The 20,976-nt window shown below is 65.8% G+C and carries 20 protein-coding genes and 2 pseudogenes; 8 read left to right on the top strand and 14 right to left on the bottom strand.

Features of this window, described 5'->3' with window-relative positions; genetic code table 11:
- Nucleotides 1-386: 386 nt before the first annotated feature.
- A complete protein-coding gene (locus tag QF035_RS00430) occupies nt 387-2,087 on the bottom strand; it encodes a hypothetical protein (protein WP_307517373.1) in 1,701 nt (566 codons plus the stop codon).
- Nucleotides 2,088-2,445: 358 nt separating this feature from the next.
- Here QF035_RS00430 and QF035_RS00425 point away from each other — a divergent pair, with 358 nt between their 5' ends.
- The 6 genes from QF035_RS00425 (at nt 2,446) to QF035_RS00400 (ending at nt 6,061) form a co-directional block, all read left to right on the top strand.
- Nucleotides 2,446-2,631, top strand: coding sequence for a hypothetical protein (locus QF035_RS00425; RefSeq protein WP_307517371.1), 186 nt, complete (start codon nt 2,446-2,448; stop codon nt 2,629-2,631).
- Between the two features lie 536 nt (nt 2,632-3,167).
- Nucleotides 3,168-3,818, top strand: coding sequence for an HU family DNA-binding protein (locus QF035_RS00420; RefSeq protein ID WP_307517370.1), 651 nt, complete (start codon nt 3,168-3,170; stop codon nt 3,816-3,818).
- On the top strand, nt 3,815-4,261 hold the full coding sequence (locus QF035_RS00415) for a hypothetical protein (protein ID WP_307517369.1): 447 nt from the start codon (nt 3,815-3,817) through the stop codon (nt 4,259-4,261). Before QF035_RS00420 ends, QF035_RS00415 begins: the two co-directional genes overlap by 4 nt.
- Nucleotides 4,262-4,364: 103 nt before the next feature.
- Nucleotides 4,365-4,793 carry a hypothetical protein gene (locus QF035_RS00410; RefSeq protein WP_307517367.1) on the top strand — a complete coding sequence of 143 codons (429 nt, stop codon included), beginning with the start codon at nt 4,365-4,367 and terminating at the stop codon, nt 4,791-4,793.
- Nucleotides 4,794-5,091: 298 nt separating this feature from the next.
- Complete coding sequence (locus QF035_RS00405; RefSeq protein ID WP_307517366.1) at nt 5,092-5,607, top strand: hypothetical protein; 516 nt, start codon at nt 5,092-5,094, stop codon at nt 5,605-5,607.
- A 169-nt stretch (nt 5,608-5,776) separates the two neighbouring features.
- Nucleotides 5,777-6,061, top strand: a complete 285-nt coding sequence (locus QF035_RS00400) for a hypothetical protein (protein ID WP_307517365.1) — start codon at nt 5,777-5,779, stop codon at nt 6,059-6,061.
- A gap of 23 nt (nt 6,062-6,084) precedes the next feature.
- Here QF035_RS00400 and QF035_RS00395 read toward each other — a convergent pair.
- The 7 genes and pseudogenes from QF035_RS00395 to QF035_RS00365 form a co-directional block, all read right to left on the bottom strand.
- Nucleotides 6,085-6,422 (bottom strand): annotated as a pseudogene (locus QF035_RS00395) (transcriptional regulator); the annotation flags it as partial.
- A 21-nt stretch (nt 6,423-6,443) separates the two neighbouring features.
- A complete protein-coding gene (locus tag QF035_RS00390) occupies nt 6,444-8,180 on the bottom strand; it encodes a hypothetical protein (RefSeq protein WP_307517364.1) in 1,737 nt (578 codons plus the stop codon).
- Nucleotides 8,181-8,870: 690 nt separating this feature from the next.
- Nucleotides 8,871-9,095: a hypothetical protein gene (locus QF035_RS00385; RefSeq protein WP_307517362.1), complete on the bottom strand. Its 225-nt coding sequence runs from the start codon at nt 9,093-9,095 to the stop codon at nt 8,871-8,873.
- A gap of 89 nt (nt 9,096-9,184) precedes the next feature.
- Nucleotides 9,185-9,358, bottom strand: coding sequence for a hypothetical protein (locus QF035_RS00380; protein ID WP_307517361.1), 174 nt, complete (start codon nt 9,356-9,358; stop codon nt 9,185-9,187).
- Nucleotides 9,359-10,270: 912 nt separating this feature from the next.
- A pseudogene (locus tag QF035_RS00375) lies at nt 10,271-10,518 on the bottom strand (transcriptional regulator); the annotation flags it as partial.
- A gap of 4 nt (nt 10,519-10,522) precedes the next feature.
- The gene (locus QF035_RS00370; protein ID WP_307517360.1) at nt 10,523-11,191 is read right to left on the bottom strand and encodes a hypothetical protein; all 669 of its coding nucleotides are present in this window, start codon (nt 11,189-11,191) and stop codon (nt 10,523-10,525) included.
- Nucleotides 11,188-11,811 carry an RNA polymerase sigma factor gene (locus tag QF035_RS00365; protein WP_307517359.1) on the bottom strand — a complete coding sequence of 208 codons (624 nt, stop codon included), beginning with the start codon at nt 11,809-11,811 and terminating at the stop codon, nt 11,188-11,190. Before QF035_RS00365 ends, QF035_RS00370 begins: the two co-directional genes overlap by 4 nt.
- Before the next feature lie 566 nt (nt 11,812-12,377).
- Here QF035_RS00365 and QF035_RS00360 point away from each other — a divergent pair.
- Nucleotides 12,378-13,196, top strand: a complete 819-nt coding sequence (locus tag QF035_RS00360; protein WP_307517358.1) for a hypothetical protein — start codon at nt 12,378-12,380, stop codon at nt 13,194-13,196.
- Nucleotides 13,197-13,476: 280 nt separating this feature from the next.
- Nucleotides 13,477-14,028, top strand: coding sequence for a hypothetical protein (locus QF035_RS00355; protein WP_307517357.1), 552 nt, complete (start codon nt 13,477-13,479; stop codon nt 14,026-14,028).
- Between the two features lie 142 nt (nt 14,029-14,170).
- Here QF035_RS00355 and QF035_RS00350 read toward each other — a convergent pair whose 3' ends face one another.
- The 6 genes from QF035_RS00350 to QF035_RS00325 all read right to left on the bottom strand — a co-directional run bounded on the left by QF035_RS00350 (nt 14,171) and on the right by QF035_RS00325 (nt 20,636).
- Nucleotides 14,171-15,502 carry a competence protein CoiA family protein gene (locus tag QF035_RS00350; RefSeq protein ID WP_307517356.1) on the bottom strand — a complete coding sequence of 444 codons (1,332 nt, stop codon included), beginning with the start codon at nt 15,500-15,502 and terminating at the stop codon, nt 14,171-14,173.
- Between the two features lie 218 nt (nt 15,503-15,720).
- The gene (locus QF035_RS00345; RefSeq protein ID WP_307517354.1) at nt 15,721-15,981 is read right to left on the bottom strand and encodes a hypothetical protein; all 261 of its coding nucleotides are present in this window, start codon (nt 15,979-15,981) and stop codon (nt 15,721-15,723) included.
- The gene (locus QF035_RS00340; protein ID WP_307517352.1) at nt 15,978-16,283 is read right to left on the bottom strand and encodes a DUF6247 family protein; all 306 of its coding nucleotides are present in this window, start codon (nt 16,281-16,283) and stop codon (nt 15,978-15,980) included. Before QF035_RS00340 ends, QF035_RS00345 begins: the two co-directional genes overlap by 4 nt.
- A gap of 1,115 nt (nt 16,284-17,398) precedes the next feature.
- On the bottom strand, nt 17,399-17,971 hold the full coding sequence (locus tag QF035_RS00335; protein ID WP_307517351.1) for a transcriptional regulator: 573 nt from the start codon (nt 17,969-17,971) through the stop codon (nt 17,399-17,401).
- A gap of 98 nt (nt 17,972-18,069) precedes the next feature.
- Complete coding sequence (locus QF035_RS00330; RefSeq protein ID WP_307517350.1) at nt 18,070-19,602, bottom strand: helix-turn-helix domain-containing protein; 1,533 nt, start codon at nt 19,600-19,602, stop codon at nt 18,070-18,072.
- On the bottom strand, nt 19,599-20,636 hold the full coding sequence (locus tag QF035_RS00325; protein WP_307517349.1) for a hypothetical protein: 1,038 nt from the start codon (nt 20,634-20,636) through the stop codon (nt 19,599-19,601). The genes QF035_RS00330 and QF035_RS00325 overlap by 4 nt, the downstream gene beginning before the upstream one ends.
- Nucleotides 20,637-20,976: the final 340 nt, after the last annotated feature.

Raw genomic sequence — 20,976 nt, 5'->3', positions numbered from 1 at the left:
CGCGCGGTCTGCTCCGCAGACACGACGCGACGCCGCTACGCGGCGTTACCATCGCTTCGCGATGGAGCATTGCGCTCCGCGCAATGCGGCGGAACTCCGTTCCGCCGGCCCGGAATCGCTCCGCGATCCGGACCAATCCGGCTGACGCCGGATCAGGACCCGGTACGGGCCTGCTCCGCAGTCCCATACCGGAACTGACGCACCCTCCGGGCGCGTCAGGAAAGAAGCTGGCTAGTGGAGGGTGCGGCGGGTCGGTCTGGGCTCCTGTCGGGTTCGGTTTCCAGTTAAGTCCAGCCGCTTCGACGGGACGTGTGCGTCATTTTTTGAGTGTGGATAGGTTCTGGGCTACTAGGTGAGTACCTCTTTCGATCCCCTTTACCGGGAAATCAAAACGGATCAGTAGTTGGCAGAGGAGGATCAATCGCAGGCCCTCCCTCGCGGCTCCTCAGGTACCACGGCCGAATAGCCAGAATCCCATCCTTCATGTCTCCTTCCGGAAGATTAGAAACGTTGACGATATATGCCTTAATCTCAAAGTCTAGACGCCCGAGAACTCTGCCGCAGATCTCAGCCAATTTGTGTGCATTGGAGTTCGCCGAAATCAGTAAAGCTTGAGTTCCGTCTCGCATGGTAATCACACCGAATCTTGGTTGTAGATTCGGTGTGATTCGAACTCCCATTAGTTGTGCCACCATCTCCCATGGCTTCCGGCCTCGGATCTCTTCGATTCCTCCGTGGCCCGTAAAGGATTCCAGTTCAGGGTGACTCTTAGAAACGCCAGGAGGTCGGAGCGGGCCAAGAGCGTGATTCCCGGAATCCTCAACTGCCGCATCCCATATTTCTAGCAGCTGTTCCCCCCTTCTCATTTGCGTAAGAAGTCGACGCGTTTCCTTGCGCTCTTCTTCTGTCTGAAGCGGAATGGCCTCGCTCAGCAAGAGGTAAATTCCTATAGTTTCATTATTTTTCCGCAATGCCGCATCTGCGTAACGAAGGACCTGGGATGGCTTGTACCCCAACAGGGCGGCCCGGGAGGGGAGGATTTCCGGGGTTTCCGGTTCGTCAGCCTCTTCGTCTTCACTCTCTACGGTTTCAGTCTTTGCAGTGCTATTTACTTCCTGGTCTTGGGATATGATCTCGCCGGGAATTACTGATTCGTCTAAGGTTGACTTTTCTCGCAATTCGGATCGTACGTTTTCGAGATCCTCTGCACTGTAGTCAAGTCGGTGACGAATCTTCTCCAAAGCTTCGGAGATATCACCTACACCACCGTTTGGTGTGGGACTGCCACCAAATACGGGGAGTGGGGGGAGAGGTTTTTCTAGATCCTCGTCAACTTCGAGATTGTTGACTTCTCTCAGCAGCTGAACGTCTTCTTGTAGAGCTCTTGCCTCAATGGTCGCTGTGTTAGATAGGTCTAGGGCTTCATCACGTTCTTGTTGTGCTCGTCCAAGTTCAGTCTGTGCCGTTGTGTGTTGTTCGTTAGCTTGAGTTAGTTTTCCCTCCAGATGGGTTCTTGCATCGTGGTTCGGCTGGCGAGGAACTAGATTGTTGATCTGGTGATTAAGGCCAGCAATCTGTGACTGAAGCTGGCCGATAACCATGAGGAGCATCATGACCATTTGGTTGGCGGAAATGATGGTCTGGTCACTAGTTTCTCGAAGTTGACGTACGCGCAAAAGTTCAGCTTGGACTTCTGCGAGCTCGCTAAGAGCGTCAATCAAGCGCTGCTGTGAGTTGTCGGAGGGAGTCGTCAGAGGGGTGGGATTGTTCTTGGCCCTGATCCAAAGAGAGTGGGCTTCGGCACTTAGGGCTTCTTGCCCATCAGTAGTTTCAGTACAGATGTCCGCGACGGCGTCAATGAACTTCCAGTTGAGGTCTTTCCCCTTGAACATGTCGTAGACAGCAGTCCGCTTGGGCGCTTCTCCGCCGAAGTGATCAGCAGTCAGCCGGCGGAACACGTCTGCCCGGGACAGGTCAGCTCGCTCCCGCCAGAGATCCATGAGGGCAACAAGCTCATGGTGCTCCTCGCAGGTGCCCAGGAGGGGGCCGGTCGCAGGCCGGCCGCCGCGTCTCTTGTCTGCGGCCAACTCCCCCTCCTCTCTCAACTAGTTGTCCGCGGACAACCATGGATGCTGGCGGCCGTCGGCTGTCGACCTTGCCTTGCGTGGTTCATTCGCTGATGCTCTGAACTGCGCTTACATGCTTTCTTGGGTTGTCCGCGGATAACCCCGAACGTTCGCCAGGACCGTTCAAGCGCCTGGGTTGTCTCCTCTCACGATGCATCGTGGTCGGCGGAAGAACACCTGTCGGTCGCTGTGCTGTGGCCGAACCCCGCGTAGGAGGAGGACACATAGCCATGGTGACGGAGAAGTACTCTCCCGATCATGGGCTTCGGCAGATCCGCGTGATCGACCAGGCCTTGGAACGCAACGACGGAGGCCGCCGATGAGCGGTCAGCTCTTGTTCGTCTTGGTGGTCCTCGGCGGACTGCTTCTGGGCACGATCGGGGGACTGGTGACCTACGTGGCATACCGTCACCGGGACCTCGGTGTCGCCCTCTTGGTAGGTATCGGCGCGGTCTCCCTGATCGCTGCGATTCTTGCGTTGGGAGCGATGACGGCCGCTGGTTGATGGAGGACCCAACATGCGGCACGGCCGAACTCGCAACAGAGGACGGCTCACCCCCTCCCCTCCCACGGATACGCAAGCGGGCCCCGGGCATCGGCGCCGGGGCCCGCTGCTGTCCCCTACCGAGCCAATGGATGCTCAAGTGTCCTGCACCTGGACCGCGAACTTGACCGCGCAGTGCGTCTGAGGATCTCCCTGCCGTCCTCTGACATCGCCGTACCGCGCTGGTATCGCGCCGATGCGTAGGCCACTGGTGTGTCCAGCAATCGATCGGTTCCTGAACGCCCGGATCAGGGAGGCCAGTCTTTCTCCCCGGGGCCGAAGGTTGTGTTCAGGAAGGGGGCTCAGATCGCGCGCGCCGGCGCCTACGGGGCGTCGGCCTGGCTTTCCCGTCCGGCAACCGGTCCTGCCGTAGGCCCCCTAACGGCTGGTATTTGACGAGTTTGAGCGAGTCTGCAGACTAGGCACTCTCTTCATACGCTTTGGTCAATATCCGTTTTGAGTAGTCCTGAGGGTCGATACCGGCAAAGGCAGCCAACGTGAATAAGGCGCAGCTCGTAGAAGCGATTGCCGACAAGGTCGGCGGGCGTCAGCAGGCCGCGGAAGCGGTCGACGCCGTACTGGACGCCATCGTGCGTGCAGTTGTCAGCGGGAACCGGGTCTCGGTCACCGGCTTCGGTTCCTTCGAGAAGGTGGACCGTCCGGCCCGTTACGCCCGCAACCCGCAGACCGGGGAGCGCGTTCGGGTCAAGAAGACCTCCGTGCCGCGCTTCCGTGCGGGCCAGGGCTTCAAGGACCTGGTGAGCGGCTCGAAGAAGCTCCCGCGCGGCGGCGAGGTCGCGGTCAAGAAGGCCCCGAAGGGCAGCCTGTCCGGCGGTGCTTCCGCGACGGTCAGGAAGGCCGCCGCCAAGAAGGCCACCGCGAAGAAGGCCGCGGCGAAGAAGACCACCGCCAAGAAGACCGTCGCGAAGAAGACGACGGCCAAGAAGACCACGGCGGCCGCCAAGAAGACCACGGCCAAGAAGACCCTGGCCAAGAAGACGACCGCCAAGAAGACCACGGCGGCCGCCAAGAAGACCACGGCCAAGAAGACCCTGGCGAAGAAGACCGCCGCCAAGAATACGGGAAGTGGGGGTCCTAAAAAAGCGACAGCGCAGCAGGAAACAGGCAGCGGAGGTCCGAAGGCATGAAGTTGAAAGACGCGTGGGCCATTAGAGATAGCGCCTGTGGCACGGCAAGTTCCGTAGCCCGCCAGCTGGCTCTAGCGGGGGTTGCTGTCGTATGGCTTCTCGGTGGTGGCCTGCAGGCCACCGGGGTTCGCCTGAACAACTTACTGCTGGCGGCTGGCCTGGCGCTTGTCGTAATGCTCTTCCTAGACCTGACTCAGTATCTGATCACAACCGGCGTGTGGGCGCCGTGGGCACGGAGGATGGAGAAGGAAGCTCAGGGCTGGAAGAAGGAAGACGACAGTGCCTGGAAAAAGGAGAAAGTAGTCGATGAGGAGGAAGTCGGCGGCGCGGCAGACTGGTTCAACAGACCAACGTGGGTCGTGTTCGTGGCGAAAATGGTAATCCTGGTGGTTGCCTATTTCTTCATCTTCATCGATCTCGCAGACCGAATCACCCTGTCTTAGCGCTACTTGGAGTCCTCTGAGCCGTGTTCGAGGCTTGATCCTCACACCTGCGACGGAGGGTGTACGGCGTCTCTTGGGCAAGCATTCGTCGGACGGTCTCCGTGTGCCAGCGCTCCCCGCGCTTCGGACGGATGCCCTCGCCGTCCAGGACGGCTCCGAAAGGCACCGCACAAGGGATGCGTACGCCAGGAGGCTGTCGCAGGCTGTTTTCATGAGCTACAGCGACCCTCTACTCAAGTTCATTTCACAGGATGCATCGAGCGACTCGCCCCAAGTTCAGGAGTCCTACAAGATCTCGGTTGTGGTGGGAGGTCTCCGCTTCACAGGCCACGTCGTCCACCCGCAGCCCTTCCTGGACGAGGCGCTGCCAGCCAGAGAGCTGGATGAGTCCTACAGGGTGGAACGAGGAGGCCTGAACGAGGCCGGGGAGTTCCTGCACTTGCTCGTCTCTGGAGGTACTGACTGGCCTCCGAACACCAACCGCCATGTGCGGTTCCGGATGAACGGCATCGACGCCTGGTGGGCGGAGTAGAGCCTGCAGACTCCGCATGCTCTGAAGCCGCGAGGGGCGTCAGCTGCAGCTGACGCCCCTCGAACGCCCTGGGCAGGAGCCTCGGGGCCGGCGCCGAGCGTGCGGCGGGTGGTCACGGTGATCATCGTACGGCGACCTCCGTTGCTTGCCTTCCGGAAACGGGAAACGGGGATCCACGCCGATGACGCGGCCACTCGTCTGTCCCTGAGCCGGCCTCGCGGGCCGTGCGTGGTCGGGAGCTACCTCGGAGTTGGCCGGATCGGTCCTCGTTGTCGGTGGCTGTGGCTACCGTCGTCGTATGGCGCTGGACGACGCGATCAGCAAGGCGAGGCAGGAGCAGGACCGGCAAGACGAACAGGACCAGCTCAAGAAGCGGTGGGAGCGCGAGGCGCAGCAGCGGGTGCGGGAGTTGGGCGCTGAGGCTTTCAAACGGCTCCGCCCGTACCTGGGAGAGTCCCTCCACGCATACCGTGCGGTCCGCGGCCCACAGAACACCCGCACCTACCAGCGGGCGGGATCGTGGTGGTGCTGGCGGATCAAAGACCTGGACCCGGGCTCGATCAGCCGGTGGCGCAAGGTCCTGCTGCTCGTCCTGGACCCGGACAAAACCACGACGTCCTTCGCCGTGGTGACCCTTGACCAGCCCAGCTCGGCGGAAAGCCAGTACCGGACCACGCTGCCCCCGGACCTGATCGGGCCGGGCCACTACTCGAAGCAGGGCGTGCTGGTCTGGGTGGGGACCGACTGGGTCAAACACCTGGAGCAGGACGTGGCGGAAGCCATCGTCCGCTATGAACGCGAACGCGCGGGCTGACGGCCGGCAGACGACATGAACAGTTTCACGGGTGACGGCTGGTCGATCTGGGGCGTCGTGCACGTCGTGTGAGAGGGCGCGCCTGCGGATAGAAAGCGGGGAAAGAGGGCACCGCATCGTCAGGCACGAGGGGCCGCCTGGAGAGCTGACGGTGAGGAGATGGGGCGGAATGACCGCGGACATGGCGGGCGATGACGCGTGGCTGAGTGAGATCACGACGCAGGCACGCAAGAGTCAGCTGCAGGTGTTCTCCGTGAGTGTGCCGGTGAATGCGCCTGGAACCCCTCAGGAGGGGTCTGAGCACCTGCTGGCGGCAGCGATCGAGAGCGTTGAGAATCAGGGATGGAAGTTAGAGAGCGTGAGCACGTACGGCGGTCCCACTAACAACGATCCTCGCTATGGGTTCGCTTCCGGCTTCTGGGCTCTGCTGGTCTTCCGCACCACGTACCACTGACATCGTCTGCGGTGGCTGACGCGTCAGGCGGCGAAGCCGATGTTGGTGACGTACTCGTACTGGCCCCACTGCGAGCCGAGGTCGACGGCCTGGTCCACCCACGCCTCGTCCAGCTCCTGGTCGTCGCCGGCCGCCCACGCGGCGACGATCCGGTCCCAGCGCCGGACGTTCATGCTGCGGAACTCCACCGCGCGCTGGCGGGGCCGGTCGACCTGGGACTGGTTGAGCGGGTGGATCTCCACGCGGGTTCCGCGGCCCTCCTTGTTGAGGCGGGCCGTCAGGTAGCGGGCGACGCGGTCCAGGTTCTTCCTCGAGGGCGTGCGGGTGCCGGCAGCCAGGCGCGCAGGGTGCGGTCGGTGACGAGCCGTCATCCCTGTTCTCCTCAGACCATTCCGATAGAGATATCGAACCAGTGGTCGTCCCTTTGCTGTGAAAAATATGGCAGGCGCAGGTCAAGCGTGTCCTCGGAGTATGGCCCGGGCAGTGGCAGAACGCCCCCGTCTTCGGGACCGTGGAACGGTAGCGCACTGGTGTTGTGGTACGCCGCGCGATGTCTGTAGTGCAGGTCGTTGGTTACGAGATATATGTCGTGTGAGGTGCGTTCGCGTTCCACGGCTTTGAGTACCCATTGGGCGTCCTCATCGGTCAACGCGTCCATTGCAGTGGGAACGTCCTTTGGCGGGCGTTCCCGGCCCACCGCAGTCAGGACCTGGTAGGCATCGGCTTCCTGAGCTGACTCGCGAAGTGTCTCCACAACGCTGGCCACGTCGTGCGCGGGCCGGGTCTTGGCGACGGTGGTCAACAGCTGGTGGGCTTCACTGTGGAGGCCGGCGTCACGCAGGGCGGCCGTGAGCGCGGGAATGTCAGCCAACGGCCGCTGCTTCCCTGCCTGGACCAGGAAGTCCTGGGCAATCTCCCGGTGCTCTGCCGACAGGAATTGCACGATGTACGTCAGGAGCTCGACTTCTGCTTCCAGGACGATGCGGCCGAAGCGGCCTGCGTCGCCGTGGATGGACCTCAGCTGCTGCAGGACTTCGTCTGCCAGGTTTCGCGTGTTCTCGTCGCTGTCCCGGACAGGATCATCGGCTGGCGGGTTGTCCGTGTCGCTGTCCGTCTCGTTGTCCGGTGCGCAAGCAGTGTTGAGGAGGTTGTCCGCCGGGTTGTCCTGCTGGCAGTTGTCCTGCTGGATTTCCTCGGCAAGGCGGTCGAGCCGGTCGGCCCCGTCGTCCAGGTGCCGCGCGGCTTTGGCCAGTGCCTGATCGATGTCTTCTGCTTCGGCATCTACGTCTTCGTACCCGACCGGAGCAGGGTCGGGGGTGGACGAAGCGTCTCCCGGGTGCGGAACCTTCTGGCGCAGCCGCTCGAGTTCAGCGGTCAGGGCACGGGTTTGTTCTGCGGCTTCTTCGGCGAGGCGGTCGGCTTTCTGGCGTTCGTCCCGTGCTCGCTGCAGTTCGAACTCGGCGGTCCGCCGCTGTTCCTCGCTGCGCGTCAGCCGCTCGCGGATCCGTTGAAGCGGTCCGCCGTGACGCGGGTTGTCACGCAGCCGGTCACGTTTCGCCGTCAGTGTGACGATGTCTCGGTGCAGCTTGTCCACCATGGTCAGAAGCACCATGACCATCTGGTGGGCGTTGTTGCGTTCGCGTTCGAGTTCGGTGGCCCGCTCCGCGGCACGCAGCAGCCGGTCCTGCAGGGCCAGCGACTGCCGTTGAACGACGACCAGCTCAGCCGCCTCACTCACCTGGCCCGCGGCGGGATCATGCCGAGGGGGTAACGGATCGGCGCTGCCGGCCCGGTGAGGGGCGCTCGCTCGGGCTCGAAGGGCATCGGCTTCCAGCAGCAGGCTCGCTCGCTCCTGAGCATCGCCCGAACAGACGTCGGCGACCGCCTCGACGAAGTCGTTGTCGAGCGCCACGCCGGCCAGCCGGTCGGCCACCGTTGTCCTGCTGGGAATGCGGCCATTGGAGAAGTGGTCGGCGGTCAGCGCAGTCCATAGATCATCGATCCGCATCCCGCCCGCCCGGTCGAGCCAGTCGCGCAACAGCGCCGCCAGTTCGTTGGCTTGCGGCGTGGGGCCTCTCAACCCGCCCCAAGGTCGGGTGCGCCGGCCTTTGTCAGGCAACCTGCTGCTCCTTCATCCCTCGCCTGCTACGCGGACAACGCGGGCTTATCCGATCTTGTCCCGCCGGGGTGGCGGACAAATAGACCAGCCCAGGCCAGCACCTGCAGCGTGTGGGGCACACCCGTTGCCGCAACACCCCGGCTGCATACGGAGTGCAACCCTCTACCCAGCGCATTCTGGAGACCTTACTGATGCCCGATGTCCTTCAGCAGGCTGTTCGCGTTTTACTCCACGGCCTCCTGACCGAACTGCCAGCCCAACTCGCCACGGCTGCCATCGTCGCGCTCATAGCTGGCGCCAACCGCGCCTGGCGCCGCCGTACCTCCTCCGCAAAATCTGAGCCGGGGGGCAGTCAGAACAGCTCGTGACACGGCTCCACGCCGTTCGTCAGACCACGTCCTAGTCACTGTCAGCGGTGATCGACGCCAGCAGAAGACAACAGCCATCTGCTGGCCTGCGCGGACCAGCGGCTACGAAAGCGAACAACGGACTGCCGCGGCAGCCTTGCCCTGTTCTGGGCTGGGCTGCCCGCCGCAGGCAACTGCCAGCTTCCCCCTGCCGGCAGGGGGGTGGCGCCGTCAGCATGCTGGTTGTCTCCGGTTCCATAACCGCCACTGACTGGCGAACAAATCCAGGAGAGCCTCCGCTACACGGGGGCCTTCTTCATCCCGGGAGTTCTCCGTGTACCTCTCAGCTGGAGGCGTCGGGCGAGGCGGGGGCCGCGCGTCCTGCCCCCAGGGTGCGCCGGGTTCTCGGTGGTGCAGGGGCGAGGTGTCCAACGACTCCGCGGGCCCGCAGCTCGCCGAGATCTGCGATGCGGACACCGGGGAGCTCGTCAAGAAGGTCGGCCTGGGTGGCGCGGATGCCCTGGGCAAGAGCCTCGGGGCCGGCGCCGAGCGTGCGGCGGATGGTCACGGCGATCATCGTATGTCCCTGAGCCGGCCCTGCGGGCCGTGCGGGGTCGGGGCTCCCCGCTGCCCCGACCCCGCACGGCCGCATGCAGCTCACCGGGCGACGATGGGACCGACCACAGCGGCCATGACCGTCACAGCCCCGAACGCGGCCATCAGCGGCTTGTTCCACGACGGGTGACGGTGCACGAGGTAGGCGGCGCCAGCTGCGAACAGCAGCACGACGACGACCAGGAGCAGCGCGACAAGCAGAGCGAGCGTGGACACGGGATTCCCCCTCGGGATCGGGCACGCCCCGGCTAGGGCGTGCGGTGGTTAGGCGTCAGAAGGTGTTGCTTCTTTGGTGCTTGCGTCCTGTCGAGATGGCTCGGCAGGGGCGGCTCAGGGTGCTGGGTGTGGGGGTTAGCTCCGCAACTCCCCTCTGATCAGGCCTTTTATGAAAGGTGTGTTCCTGGTCATGCGGGCAGTCGGCGTAGGTGTCCCACCTAAAGACGAGTGATGCCGCCAAGCGACGCGACCAGCACGCCGATCCTGGCTCCTACGCGGCTCCCATTCGAGGCGCCTGACCTGCGACTTTCGTGCTGGTCAGGCTTGAATGGGTGTCACGAGTGCGATAGACGCCCGTACTTGGTCTGCCGGGTCGAATGCCCGCTCAACGCCTTGAAGGTGGTCGGTCACCTGCCGGAGCACCCGGTCCCCGCGGACGGACAGCGCAGGTCGCGTCTCTAGTCGCGCTCCTGGTTGCGGTTCTGGTTGCGTCTCTGCGGGAAATAGCAGCTCGCAGGGCTTGCTACGGAGTGATCGGTATGCCGACTACTTCCCTGGGGACCCCAAGCGAGGGTGATCTAGCAAGTCGGTCCCCTGCCGCCCGGACCATGCAACCGATGCAACAGGGGTGGGGAGGACCCGGCTCCCTCGCCCTGTCGGTGGTCTCGTCGGCGTAGAGCGCGGAGCGCAGCCTCGTGTGGCTCGTGATGTGCCAGCGCAGCACCCGCCGAAAGTTCACCTCGCACGTGAGGGAATCCGGACTGCCGACTGCCGCGCAGCCTGCGCCATGGGTGCCGGCCCCGGAGCGCGGGCTGTGACAACAGCGGTGACGGGACCGGCGACACGACGCCGTGAGGGGAGCAATGTATGACAGCCGCCGTCTCTCCAGCAGAAGCTGGCGCCGCCCCGGGTTCAGGCGGCGAAGCCGACGTACTCGTACTGGCCCCACTGCGAGCCGAGGTCGACGAGCTGGTCCACCCAGGCGTCATCCAGCTCCTGGTCGTCGCCCGCCGTCCCCACGGCGACGATCCGGTCCCAGCGCCGGACGTTCATCGGCCCTCCTTCTTGAGACGGGCGGTCAGGTAGCAGGCGACGTCCTCTCGCCGCACGCTCCGGTACACCTGCTCGATCCGCTCCAGGTTCTTGCGCAAGGGGGTTCGGGGGTCAGCGGCCCGCGCCGAATTCCCGCAGGCTGGCGACCAGTTGCCGGTCGGGCCGGGCGACGATGACGGACGCGCCGGGTGTACGTGCGGCGAGCCGGTCGACCTCGCTCTCCAGGCGGTCGGTGGGGGCGAGGGCGCGTGAGCCGTTGGTGCGTACGTAGCGGGCGAAGAGCTCCAGGCCCTCGAGGAAGGCGGCGTCGGGCGGGGCGGTGTCGGCCATGGAGTGGGTGAGCTGGTGGAACCAGTGCCAGGCCCGCCTCGATTCGCCCAGGGCGAGGTGGTGGAGGTGCAGGCAGTAGGCGGCGGCGCGGCTGCCGGCGCCGGCGGCGAGCTGCCACCAGAACTGCGCGGATTCCTGATGTCCGGTCAGGTACAGCAGGCAGGCGAAGACGAGGGCGCCGTCGACGTCCAGTTCTTCTTCGGTGAGCGGTCCGCGGTCCGGGCCTTCGGCGATCTTTGCGACGTGGGTGGCGGCGTCGGGTTCGTTGAGGACCCACCGGCTGACCACGCCCAGGCGCTGGCCGGCCTGTGCCGAGCGGGTGACTTCGGTGGTGGGGGTGCGGCGGGAGGCGTCGGCGGCCAGGCGGCGCAGGCCGGCGGCGACGTCGAAGCGCTGTGGTGCGGTGACCGGGATGCGGGCGCCGTCCAGGAGGGTGTCGATGGTGGTCATGATCCTGCTCCTTTCTGCTTGGGCTTCTTGCGGTCGGCGGGCAGGCCCAGACGCAGGCGCAGCCGTTCCTTGGCGCGGCGCAGGTGGTGGCCGACGGTGCGTTCGTCGATGCCCACGTACCAGGCGACTTTGGCGGTGGGGTAGCCCAGGACGTAGCGCAGCACGATGACCTCGAACTGCCGGTTGGGCAGTTCCGCGATCGCCTCGTACAGGCCGCTGCTGGACTCCATCTTGTGGAGCTTTTCCCGGGCCGTGGTCAGTGCCTTGTCCAGGGCCTGGGCGATGGGGCCGTTGATGACGAAGGCCGGCGCCCGCCCTTCCAGTTCCAGGCGGTCGTGCACGGCCCGCCGGACGATCGCCCACGCGCCCTGCTCGAGGTTGCCCGCGCTCAGCAGCTGCGTCCAGCCGGCGTGGATCTCCAGGAAGACCTCGTGTATGACCTCCTCGGCCGCGGCCCGGGTCCCGAAGTGGACTTCCGCGTAGGCGTGGAAGGGCTCCTGGTGGCCGAGGTAGAAGGCCTCGAAGTCCAGCGGCAGCTCCAGCGGCACATACATGGACTGCGACAGTCCAACACCGTGCTCCTCCGGCGGGGTGCTGTCCGGGGCGTCGTCGTACCTCACACGTGCCTCCCGTGGACAGGGGACATGAGCGAAGATCCTCTCGTGGGATTCAGCAGGGACCCGGCGCCAACTCGCCTGCGCCGACAGGCCGTTGGGCCTGACCCCTACCTAAGTGATTTAGAGGGCGGAACACTCATGCGCCCCGCAGAAAATCACCGACGGTCTTCACCCGGCAGCACTGTGCAACCTTCAACAAGCACTGCTAGTCACCCTCAGTAGTCCCCTGACCAGGCCTAACCCGCCCGAACGAAGCTGCGAACAACTCTCCGTATCGCCATCGTGTTCTGCATCACACCCCTGCCCCACCCGGCGCACCCACCACCCCACGCGCCCCCGAACCCCCGCCACGCCCCCATACGGCCTGGCATCATCCAGCTGCGAAGTCCTCACTCCTCGTCAGTGTGGCCGTCGCCACCCTCATGCAGACGGTGACGCTCGCGATAGAACCCAAGGAATCTCGCCGCCCAGTGACGGCCGCAGGATCCCACCGCGCAGCAAAGTTCGCCGTACCAAGCCCACGCCACCGCCACAGGAACCACCAGCAGTTGCGCTGTGTCCCTTCAGGCATGCTCTCTCGACTTGCCGCGTGGTGGCTCCGGAAGCCAGGCAGCGTTCAATGGACCGTCGTCGTCGGCCTCCCCTTGGGCATCCTGGGCTTCGCCGCCGGCGTGCAAGATGAGGCCAGCGAATTCTGGGATGAGCACGCGTTCCTCACGAACGTCAGCTCAAGTCTGGTCTGCTTCTTCTTCGCGCTCCCCGTAGCGCTGCTCGTCATCAACGAACTGCAGCAACACCTCGCTCAGGCCGCCGCCGAGCGGCGAGCGCAACAGCGGGCATCACTGACGGGCCGCCTCATGAATGACACCGTGATGGCCGTGTTCAGCCCTCCTGACCGACTGCAGGTCAGGGCCGAACTTGAAGCAATCAAAGTGCTGCACGACGAGATGCGGATCCAGTTTCCCGCCCCGGCACCCCACCGCCTCATGACGCCCGGCCCGATTGCGGCGCAGAGGTATCAGGACCTGCTGATCGAGCGCAACCGACGCATCGAAGCCCTGACAGGCGTGCCAATCGCCTATCACGCATCCGGCATCAATTGGAGCGGCGGCATGATCGAGAGCTGGAGCCAATGCCAGAGCGTCCAGGCGATCGCCGCCGACTGCGGCCTGGAGTGGCCACCGCGAGCAGCCTCAATCACCATCACGGGAGAACTGCCGAACATCGGCCGCGGCCCTCAGGACGCGTTCCGCTGCACCCCCTTCTCCCACGTATCCGACGAAGCCTGGACTCGTCGCAAAGCCGAGCTCCCAGACGTCGACCGCTGGATCACTTCCATGATCGCCATCCTCGACGCACTACCACGAGTACAAGCGGCCCCTCAGTAGCGCAGCGACGCGAGACAGCAGCAACTGCTTTAGGTCCACGGTCGGGGCCATTTCCCCGTCAGGCGGCGAAAGCCGACGTTGGTGACGTACCTGATACTGACGGCGAGTCGAGGTTGCCCACACATCGTCCAGCTCCTGGTTGTCGCTGGCTGAAACCCGGAACGCCGTGAAAGCGTCCTGGGCCCTTTCCCGGTGCCCGGGCCGACAGCGACCAGCCTCCGGCTACATCATGCTGACCGCGAATGCCGAGTTGCCGGCCTCTCCAGTGCACACTTCAGCTGTGAAGATGACCGAGACGTTCGCGGCCACGATTGCTGCCGTGGCCCCCGTCATTTGGCTCGTGGCCGCTGTGGAGTGGAGCCAGTACATCAAGCGGTGGGAGGGTACGCAGGCCTTCGGCGCGTCCCTGCGCCGGGCGCGGCGCCTTGCTGAGACAGTCGAGGGCCGTACCGGTGGGGCGCGGGTACAAGAGATCCTGTCGATCCTGGATGAAGGCCGGCGCTCGCTGCCTGAGTCGCCGTCGGTCGAGCCTCCGGCCAAGCGGCGCACGGCATTCGCCTACTTGTGCGTCGCGAGCCTCTTGCTGACTGCCGAGGGCTTTTCTCTCGTGTGGCTCGCAAGTAGCCAGAAGGCTGAGCCCGTGACCGCGTGGTTTTGTCTCACGTCCGTGATGGTCGGGTTCTTCGCGGTGATGCTCTTGCCCGCCGTGGCGTCTTACGCAGTCTCAACGTACGGGTCTGACCAACGGAAGCAGGACATGGATTGGTTGACTGAATTCGCGCGACAGGAGCAGGCTCTGGAGACAGATGCCAGTTCCCCACCGGAGAGCTGAGGGTCGCCCTGGCCGACGGATTCACCCACACCGCGCACAGACCTCTCTTCGGCCGATGTCCCGCTGATCCTCGCCCCGCATCAGCAACGACACGGGCTCGGAGGCCTCAAACGAGGAATCTCACCGGCATTCCGCTGCCGGGCTACGGACGGTGTGCTTCGCACCGCCAGCCGCCCGCGTACAAACGGGCCGGCTGTCCGCACTTCGGCGTGCCGATCTCGCATACGCCGGGATGCGGCCGTGGAATGTTCGGAGCGATCAGGCGTACGACGGCGCGGGCTTCACTGGCGCTGTGGGGGCCGGGCAGCGAGAGGGCGGTCCGGGAGGGTGCGGGGTTGTCGGCTGTCAGCGCGAGGTCCGCGCCGTGGGCACCCCGGCGTTCCAGCGGTGCGCCGGGAAAGTATGTGTCCTCGCCGAAGGTGCAGGTGGTGTCTGCGTCGTTGCCGGAAAAGCGGATCTCCTCGTCCTGGGCCTGGTCGACTTGGGGGTCGGGGAGCTGGTTGTCCTGGTAATCGGCCCATCGGGTCTGGTCGTCTGCGGATACCCACATGTAGGCGCCGGCGCGTCGGTCTGTGCGGGAGGCGACGAACAGAGGCGTGACACTGCCGGTGGCCGCGGCGATGAGCGTCTGGCCGACGGTGGTGCCGTTCGTGCTGCCCTGATGGCCGGTCCATCCGGTGCCTTCGTCGTCCAGGCGGCGAGGGGTGTCCCACTCCAGATGGATCTTCCCGCAGCCTGTTATCAGCTTGCTGTTGGGGCAGGGGCGTTCGGCGCTCGCCGTGCACCGCCATTCCACGAGGGCGCGGAAGCCGCCCACGAGTGCGAGGTCGGCCGCGTTGCTGATGTGCCGCCAGGTCACCTCCCGGGTCAGCATCCAGTTGGACCGGTCGATCAGGTGGAACCGGTCATCGTGGGTGATCCAGTTGGCGGTCAGCCCGGCATCCGCGTGGGCCTTCGACCGGCGCAGCACGGTGCCTGCGCCGGCGTTGTAGTACTGCGCTTCGCATCCCAGGCTCACGCCGCCGGAGCCGATGATCGTCACGTCGGGCCGGGAGGTGCGGGTCTTGGTGGCTTTCTCCACGTGGACTTCGAGGCCGGCTGCCTGTGCGGTGCGGGCCAGGAAGTCCTTCATGGCCTTGTGCCGGTCGCTTTCCTCCGCTGTCATCTCGTGCGCGGTGGGAAGGTGGACGGCGCGCAGGCGCAGGGCGCCGTCCGGGCCGCGGTGTTTGCGCACGTACATGTGGGGGCTTTTGACCCCGCTCAGTTCTGCCTTGCACGGGCGGCCCCGGCTTCGCTCCGCGCAGACAAGGAGCTCCCGGTCTCGCTCCGCCACCGGCTGCTGCAGGCTCTCTCTCAGCTCCGGCACGCTCAACCCGATGTCCTCCAGGACCGGGTCATCCTTGTCCAGGCCGAGGTCTTCCTTGTCGAGCTCGAGAACCCGCCGGAGGCCGGCATGCCACACACCGTTCGCCACAGATGTCCCCCACCCGGTAGCAATGCGTGAAACGCGCTGTTTCCAAGGTAGGACCCGGCACTGACATGCGGGAGTGGGCAAAGAAGCAATGGCCGAAGCCGATGGTGGCGCACACACGCCGTTCGAGCCGAGATCGACGACCTGGTCCACCCACACGACGACCATCCACTCCCACGGACTCTGGCGAGGCAGAAGCGTGATCACATCAGGGCTGAGGGCTATCCGAGCCAGATGATGTCGATGATGTACAGGCGTCCGGCCGGGCGGTTGATCCAGTAGACGGCGGTGAGGTGTCCGACCGCGGCGGCGCGGACGTCCTCGCCTTCGGGGTCGCGGCTGTCGAAGGGCGGGAAGGACCACGGGTCGCGGCCGGCGATGTCCATCACGTCGCGGAGCATCTCGCGGGCGTGGTCTGGGAGTTCGTCCAGGACGGCCAGTGCCTTGGGCGATAGGCGTGCGGGCCAGGGTGTGTCGCTCACCGATGGCTGTCGAGAATGTCGGCCAGGTCGACGCCGTCGGAGTCGTCCCGGCCGGAAGCCTTGAACGCGTCGACGGCCGGGGCTGCTTCGAGGCGGGCCTGCCAGGTGCGTACGACGTCGTGGAGCGGGCTGAGGCTGTAGGAGTGCCGGGAGTCCTCCAGGGCGCGTGCCCAGTCCTGCTCGAACGCCGGCACCCAGATGTCGGCGCGAGGGCCGACCCGGAGCTGAGCGAGGACCTGCGCGGCCGCGTTCGGCGACAGAGGCGCCGACGGGACGGGCGCGCGGTCGGGTTGGGCGCTCATGGGCTCCTCCAGACGAGGTCTCACCGCCACGGTACGCGCGAGCACCCGCCCTCAACCAGACGGACCTTGTGGGGGCGCGTTCACCTGGAACGCGTGCTTCCTGTGTGAGGTTGGGCACGCGCTGGCTGGGAACTGGCACCCAGTATCAGACGTACCGTCAAGTTCCGTCGCAGCTCGGGGGCTACGGATTCCGTTGTCGACACGGTGCTCGCCCTGCCCGGGGAGCTTCCGCGGCACGGCGTGCCTCTCTCTCGTATGGCGGACGGGAATTGACGTGAGGGCGGATCCTGCCCTGCTCGGGTATCGTTCGGCCATCCGTTACCTCAGGGGTTCGCGCACCGTCGTGCCTCCCCGGGGAGTCCACGAAAGACTGTGGGCCCTCTGCGGGACCTACGAAATCCGTAGGCCCCACGGAATGAGGTGAGGGATCCCAATGGCTGTGCAAGATCCGCCAGAGGGGCACTGCCGTTGCTGCAGGAAGCGAGGCCGGCCGCACCGGGCCGCTCGCTGGCTGGGGCCGACCTACGCGATCTACCGGATCGCGCGGGACTACTGGCCCTGGTAACGCGGAAAGCCCCGACCTAACGGTCGGGGCCGCGCTGCAGACGGTGTGCTGAGGAAGGCCTCACCTTTGAGCTTCGCGGGCCAGGGGTGGGGCCTTCTGTATATCCGAATGCGGTTACCGTCGCGTAAGGCAAGCGGATACGTCGTTCTGTGGTATCCGTCACATTCATCCGCGACGACTTCCCTATCGTGCCTCACCTTGCGGTGATCGTGCGACAGCTAGCCAGATGTTGATCTGCGTGGATCGAACCTTTAATGCAGGTAACGCCCCAGCTCGGAAGCCGTTTTGGGCTTTTCGAGTGATGCAGATCACACGCCCGGATGGGTGAGGGACTGCACACTCAGGCGGAGCCTTATGAATCGATTTGCCTGGGGTTCGCCAGGTGAAAACTGGTGGAGTGGATGACTCCGCTTGTGAGCGGAGGTACCTTACCGGCGAGGTCCGACAACGGGACCTTCGGAATCCGCAGCCGCGCAAGCAGACCCTAGAGCTCGGCACCGACAGCGCCGAAGAAGCAGCTCCTTTGCGCCCTCCAGCCGACAACGGTCCCTCAGGCGGCGAAGCCCACGTTGGTGACGTACTCGTACTGGCCCCACTGGGAGCCGAGGTCGACGACCTGATCCACCCACGCGTCGTCCAACTCCTGGTCGTCAGCGGCGGCCCACGCGGCGACGATCCGGTCCCAGCGGCGGACGTTCATCGTGCGCAACTCGACCGCCCGCTGGCGGGGCCGGTCGACGGCGGACTGGTTGATGGGGTGGATTTCCACGCGGGTGCCGCGGCCCTCCTTGTTGAGGCGGGCTGTCAGGTAGCGGGCAACGTTCTCCCGGCGCACGGTCCGGTAGGCCTGCTCGATCGCGGCGAGGTTCTTGCGTGAGGGCGTACGGGTGCCGGCCTGCCAGGCGCGCAGGGTCCTGTCGGTGACGGTCAGTCCGGCAGCCCGGGCTGCAGCACGGGCGTGGTCGGTGCGGGTGAGGTAGTGCAGGCGGGCGAGCAGGCCGCGGTGGGCGGTGACGGGGGTGGCGATGTAGCCGGCGAGGGCGTCCAGCTGGCGGGCGACGGCTTCGTGGCCTTTGATGCCGTGGGCGCCGTACTTGCCGAACTCGATGTTCCGCTCAGGCATGGTCTCTTCCGAATCCAGGGTGGTGGATCACTGTACGGGGCTGTGGGGGCCGTTCTCCCGCCCTGGCGAGGAGCAGGCGCCGGGGCGGGAGAACGGGGCTAGGAGGCGCCTTCAGGGGGCCTTTTGGCGGTGTTGGGGTCGGCGCCGACGGTGTAGGTGTCTTTGACCTTCACTTCGGTGACGCCGCGGCCTTCGGGGAACACCGCCCGCCAGTCGCCGGCCACGTGGAGTTCGTCGGTGCCCATGGCGCGGACGACCAGGAGGCCTTCGTCGTAGGCGCGGTGGGCTTTCCACCAGAGGTTGGCGAAGGCCTGGGAGCGGATGAGGTGCATCCAGTCGGTGCGGTAGAGCTCGCGGTTGTAGTTCGACTCCCCCAGCGTGGACACGAACTTCGAGTACATCGCCTTCACGTACTCCAGCGTCACCTCGTCGCCGTCGGCGATCGCCCGGTCCCGGGCGTCCTTCAGGGCGATGCGGAACTTCTCCAGCAGCCCCTCGGTCGCCCCCGACGTCCACGACTCGTGAATCTGCGGCGGGTCGCACAGCCCGTACTTCGGGCCGGACACGCGCAGCAGCAGACGCAGGGTCGGTTCCGTGACCCACAGCGGGCCGCCTTCGTCGCGGTTGCCGACCGGGTTGGGCAGGACCATCTCGTGGTCCCAGACGGGCGGGGTGATCAGGTGCAGGCCGGCGCGGCGGCGGTCGTGGTGGTCGCTGGTGGAGTGTTCCAGCTGCCCGAGCGGCAAATGCGTCTTGAGCGCGGACAGGTAGGCGCCGTTGATGTCCAGCGCCGTGATCTCATGCTCGCCCGCCGGGAGCTCCGGCCGGCTCCACTTGGGGCGGGCCTCCCAGACCTGGTCGGCGCCGCGGGCGGTCTGCTTGCGCAGGATGTCCGGCAGCCACGGATGCGCCACGACGTCGTAGCGGCCGCCCTTACGGGTGTGGTCCAGCAGCGCCATCGCGTCCGGGATCGCCCGCTTCACCAACGCGGCCGTGGCCGCGTCGACGTCACCGGAGTGTTCGGCGAGCGCGGCCGCGACCGCGGAGCCGATCCGGTCAGGGGCATCGGCGGCTTGCAGGCGCCGGCCGACCGGCACCACCTTCACACCGCCAGCTGCTCGCCCCGGCTTCCCGGCCGGCGCCGACTGCCGCGGCACTGTGCGGGGCGCGGGCTTCTCTGCCTGCGCGGGGACGGGCGGCGCCGGGGCGGGGGCGCACTCGGCAGGATCCAAATGCTGGGGGAAGCCTTCGACCTGATGCCGGGCCGGCTGCCCGCACAGCACACACGGCTGCGCGACGGCCAGGACGTCGGTGTCGTCCGCGGTCTGCTCGGCTTCGGCCGGCTTGTCGTCCGGGGCCTCACTGGCGGCCGCGGCCGCGGTGGTGGCGTCCAGCTTGGTGCGGGCTCCCTCGAGGAAGTACGCGTACGCCTCCCGCACTTCGCCGCTTGGGTCCCGGCCCGCCTCCCACCCGCCGACGGTCGACGGGCTCACCTTCAAGGCCTGCGCGAGCTGCGCGCGCGTGAGGTTGAGGCCTTCGCGCAGCCGGCGCCGCTCCTGGGCTGGCGGAAGCAGGGTCCGGTCCGACGACGCAGATGCGAGCAAGGCATCGATGGCCTGCAAATCGCTCATCGCGAGGCCTCCGCAGCAGCGGCTCGGTCCGGGTGACAGCGCGGGCACTTCTCTCCGCTGCCCATTTCTCCGAGGGTCCGGAATCGCGGGTTGAGACGGGCCGCTGGCGAGCCGGGACCGCACTCCTTGCACCAGTCAGGCAGGCCGGACCGGCCGCGCTTAGTGGTAGTCGCCGTGATCGGTGCAGTGGACATCTCTGCGTGCAGAACGAGGTCGGACCAGCCACGTGCCGCCATCTCCCGCGCTCGGTCACACAGCCAGGCCTCCGGCAGGCCCTGCGTCAGCAGTTCAACGGCCTGACGTTCCAGCTTGGACTTGGTGCCGTTGAGCACCGGTCGTCCCAGGGCAGCGGCGTACGACGCCACGATCCGGTCCCCTGCTGCTGCGTTTTTGCTTGAGCGCTCACGCTGCTGAGGCAGCTCAGCCTCGGAGGGGTTGGGGTTGTGTTCCTCCGGCGGAGCTTCGATCTCTCTCTCTCCGTCCGGTGAGACGTCCGTCGTGCCCTCAGGGTCCCCTGAGACAGGAGAGAGAGAAGAGGGAGTTTTAGAAGGAAGGAGAAGGGGGCCGGAATCCGACGGGGGTGCAGGGTCGGGATCCGACTGGGGGGGGGTCGGAATCCGACGGGGGGGGGTCGGAATCCGACCCTGGGGGGGGTCGGAATCCGACGGGGGGTCTGACCTGGGGTCTTCCTGGGGGACCTTGAAGGTCAGTTCTTCTACGAGAGTCGGCCCGTAGTCGGTGCGGGCCCGCTTCATGCTCGCCAGCAGCTGCAGGTTCACCCGGTACAGGTCCGCGATCCGGGCGCCGTTCTTCGGGCTGTACCGCTCGCTCGACGCCAGCAGACCGCGCTGGATCAGCTTCTGCTTGTTCGACTTCGCGGCCGACTCTTTCAAGTGCGCCTCGTCCGCCAGCTGCTGCATGGACGCGATCACGTAGCCCTTGGCGTCGGTGTGGTTGCAGCACGCCATCAGGAACGCGCCTTCACCCACGCTCAGACCATCGGCCTGGAAGACCAGGTTCATGTGCTGGATCACCGACCCACCTCCAGCACTCCGAAGCCGGCGGCGGCCTGGACAGGGAGGGCGGCATCGCTGAGGCAAGGTGCGGCCGAGGGCTGCGGCGTATCAGCCACGCGGGCCGGTGCGGTCCGCAGTGGCGGACGGTGGAACTGGCGGTGCAACTGGGTCATCTCCCCAGGTAGGGGAGCCGCGACCAGCGCATGTGACCTATCAGAATCCCGGAATAGTGGCGTTGCGCAATCTCCTGCGCATACTCTGGGTATAGGTGACCACGCGGGCTTTAGGGCCCACGGGCATCACCCGGCAGACGAGGTCACCTCGCTGCTCAACGACTCGGAGCTTGGCAAAGGCGAGC

The sequence above is a fragment of the Streptomyces umbrinus genome (genome assembly GCF_030817415.1).
Taxonomy (GTDB): Bacteria; Actinomycetota; Actinomycetes; order Streptomycetales; family Streptomycetaceae; genus Streptomyces; species Streptomyces umbrinus_A.
This window is presented reverse-complemented; position numbering and strand designations above follow the sequence as displayed.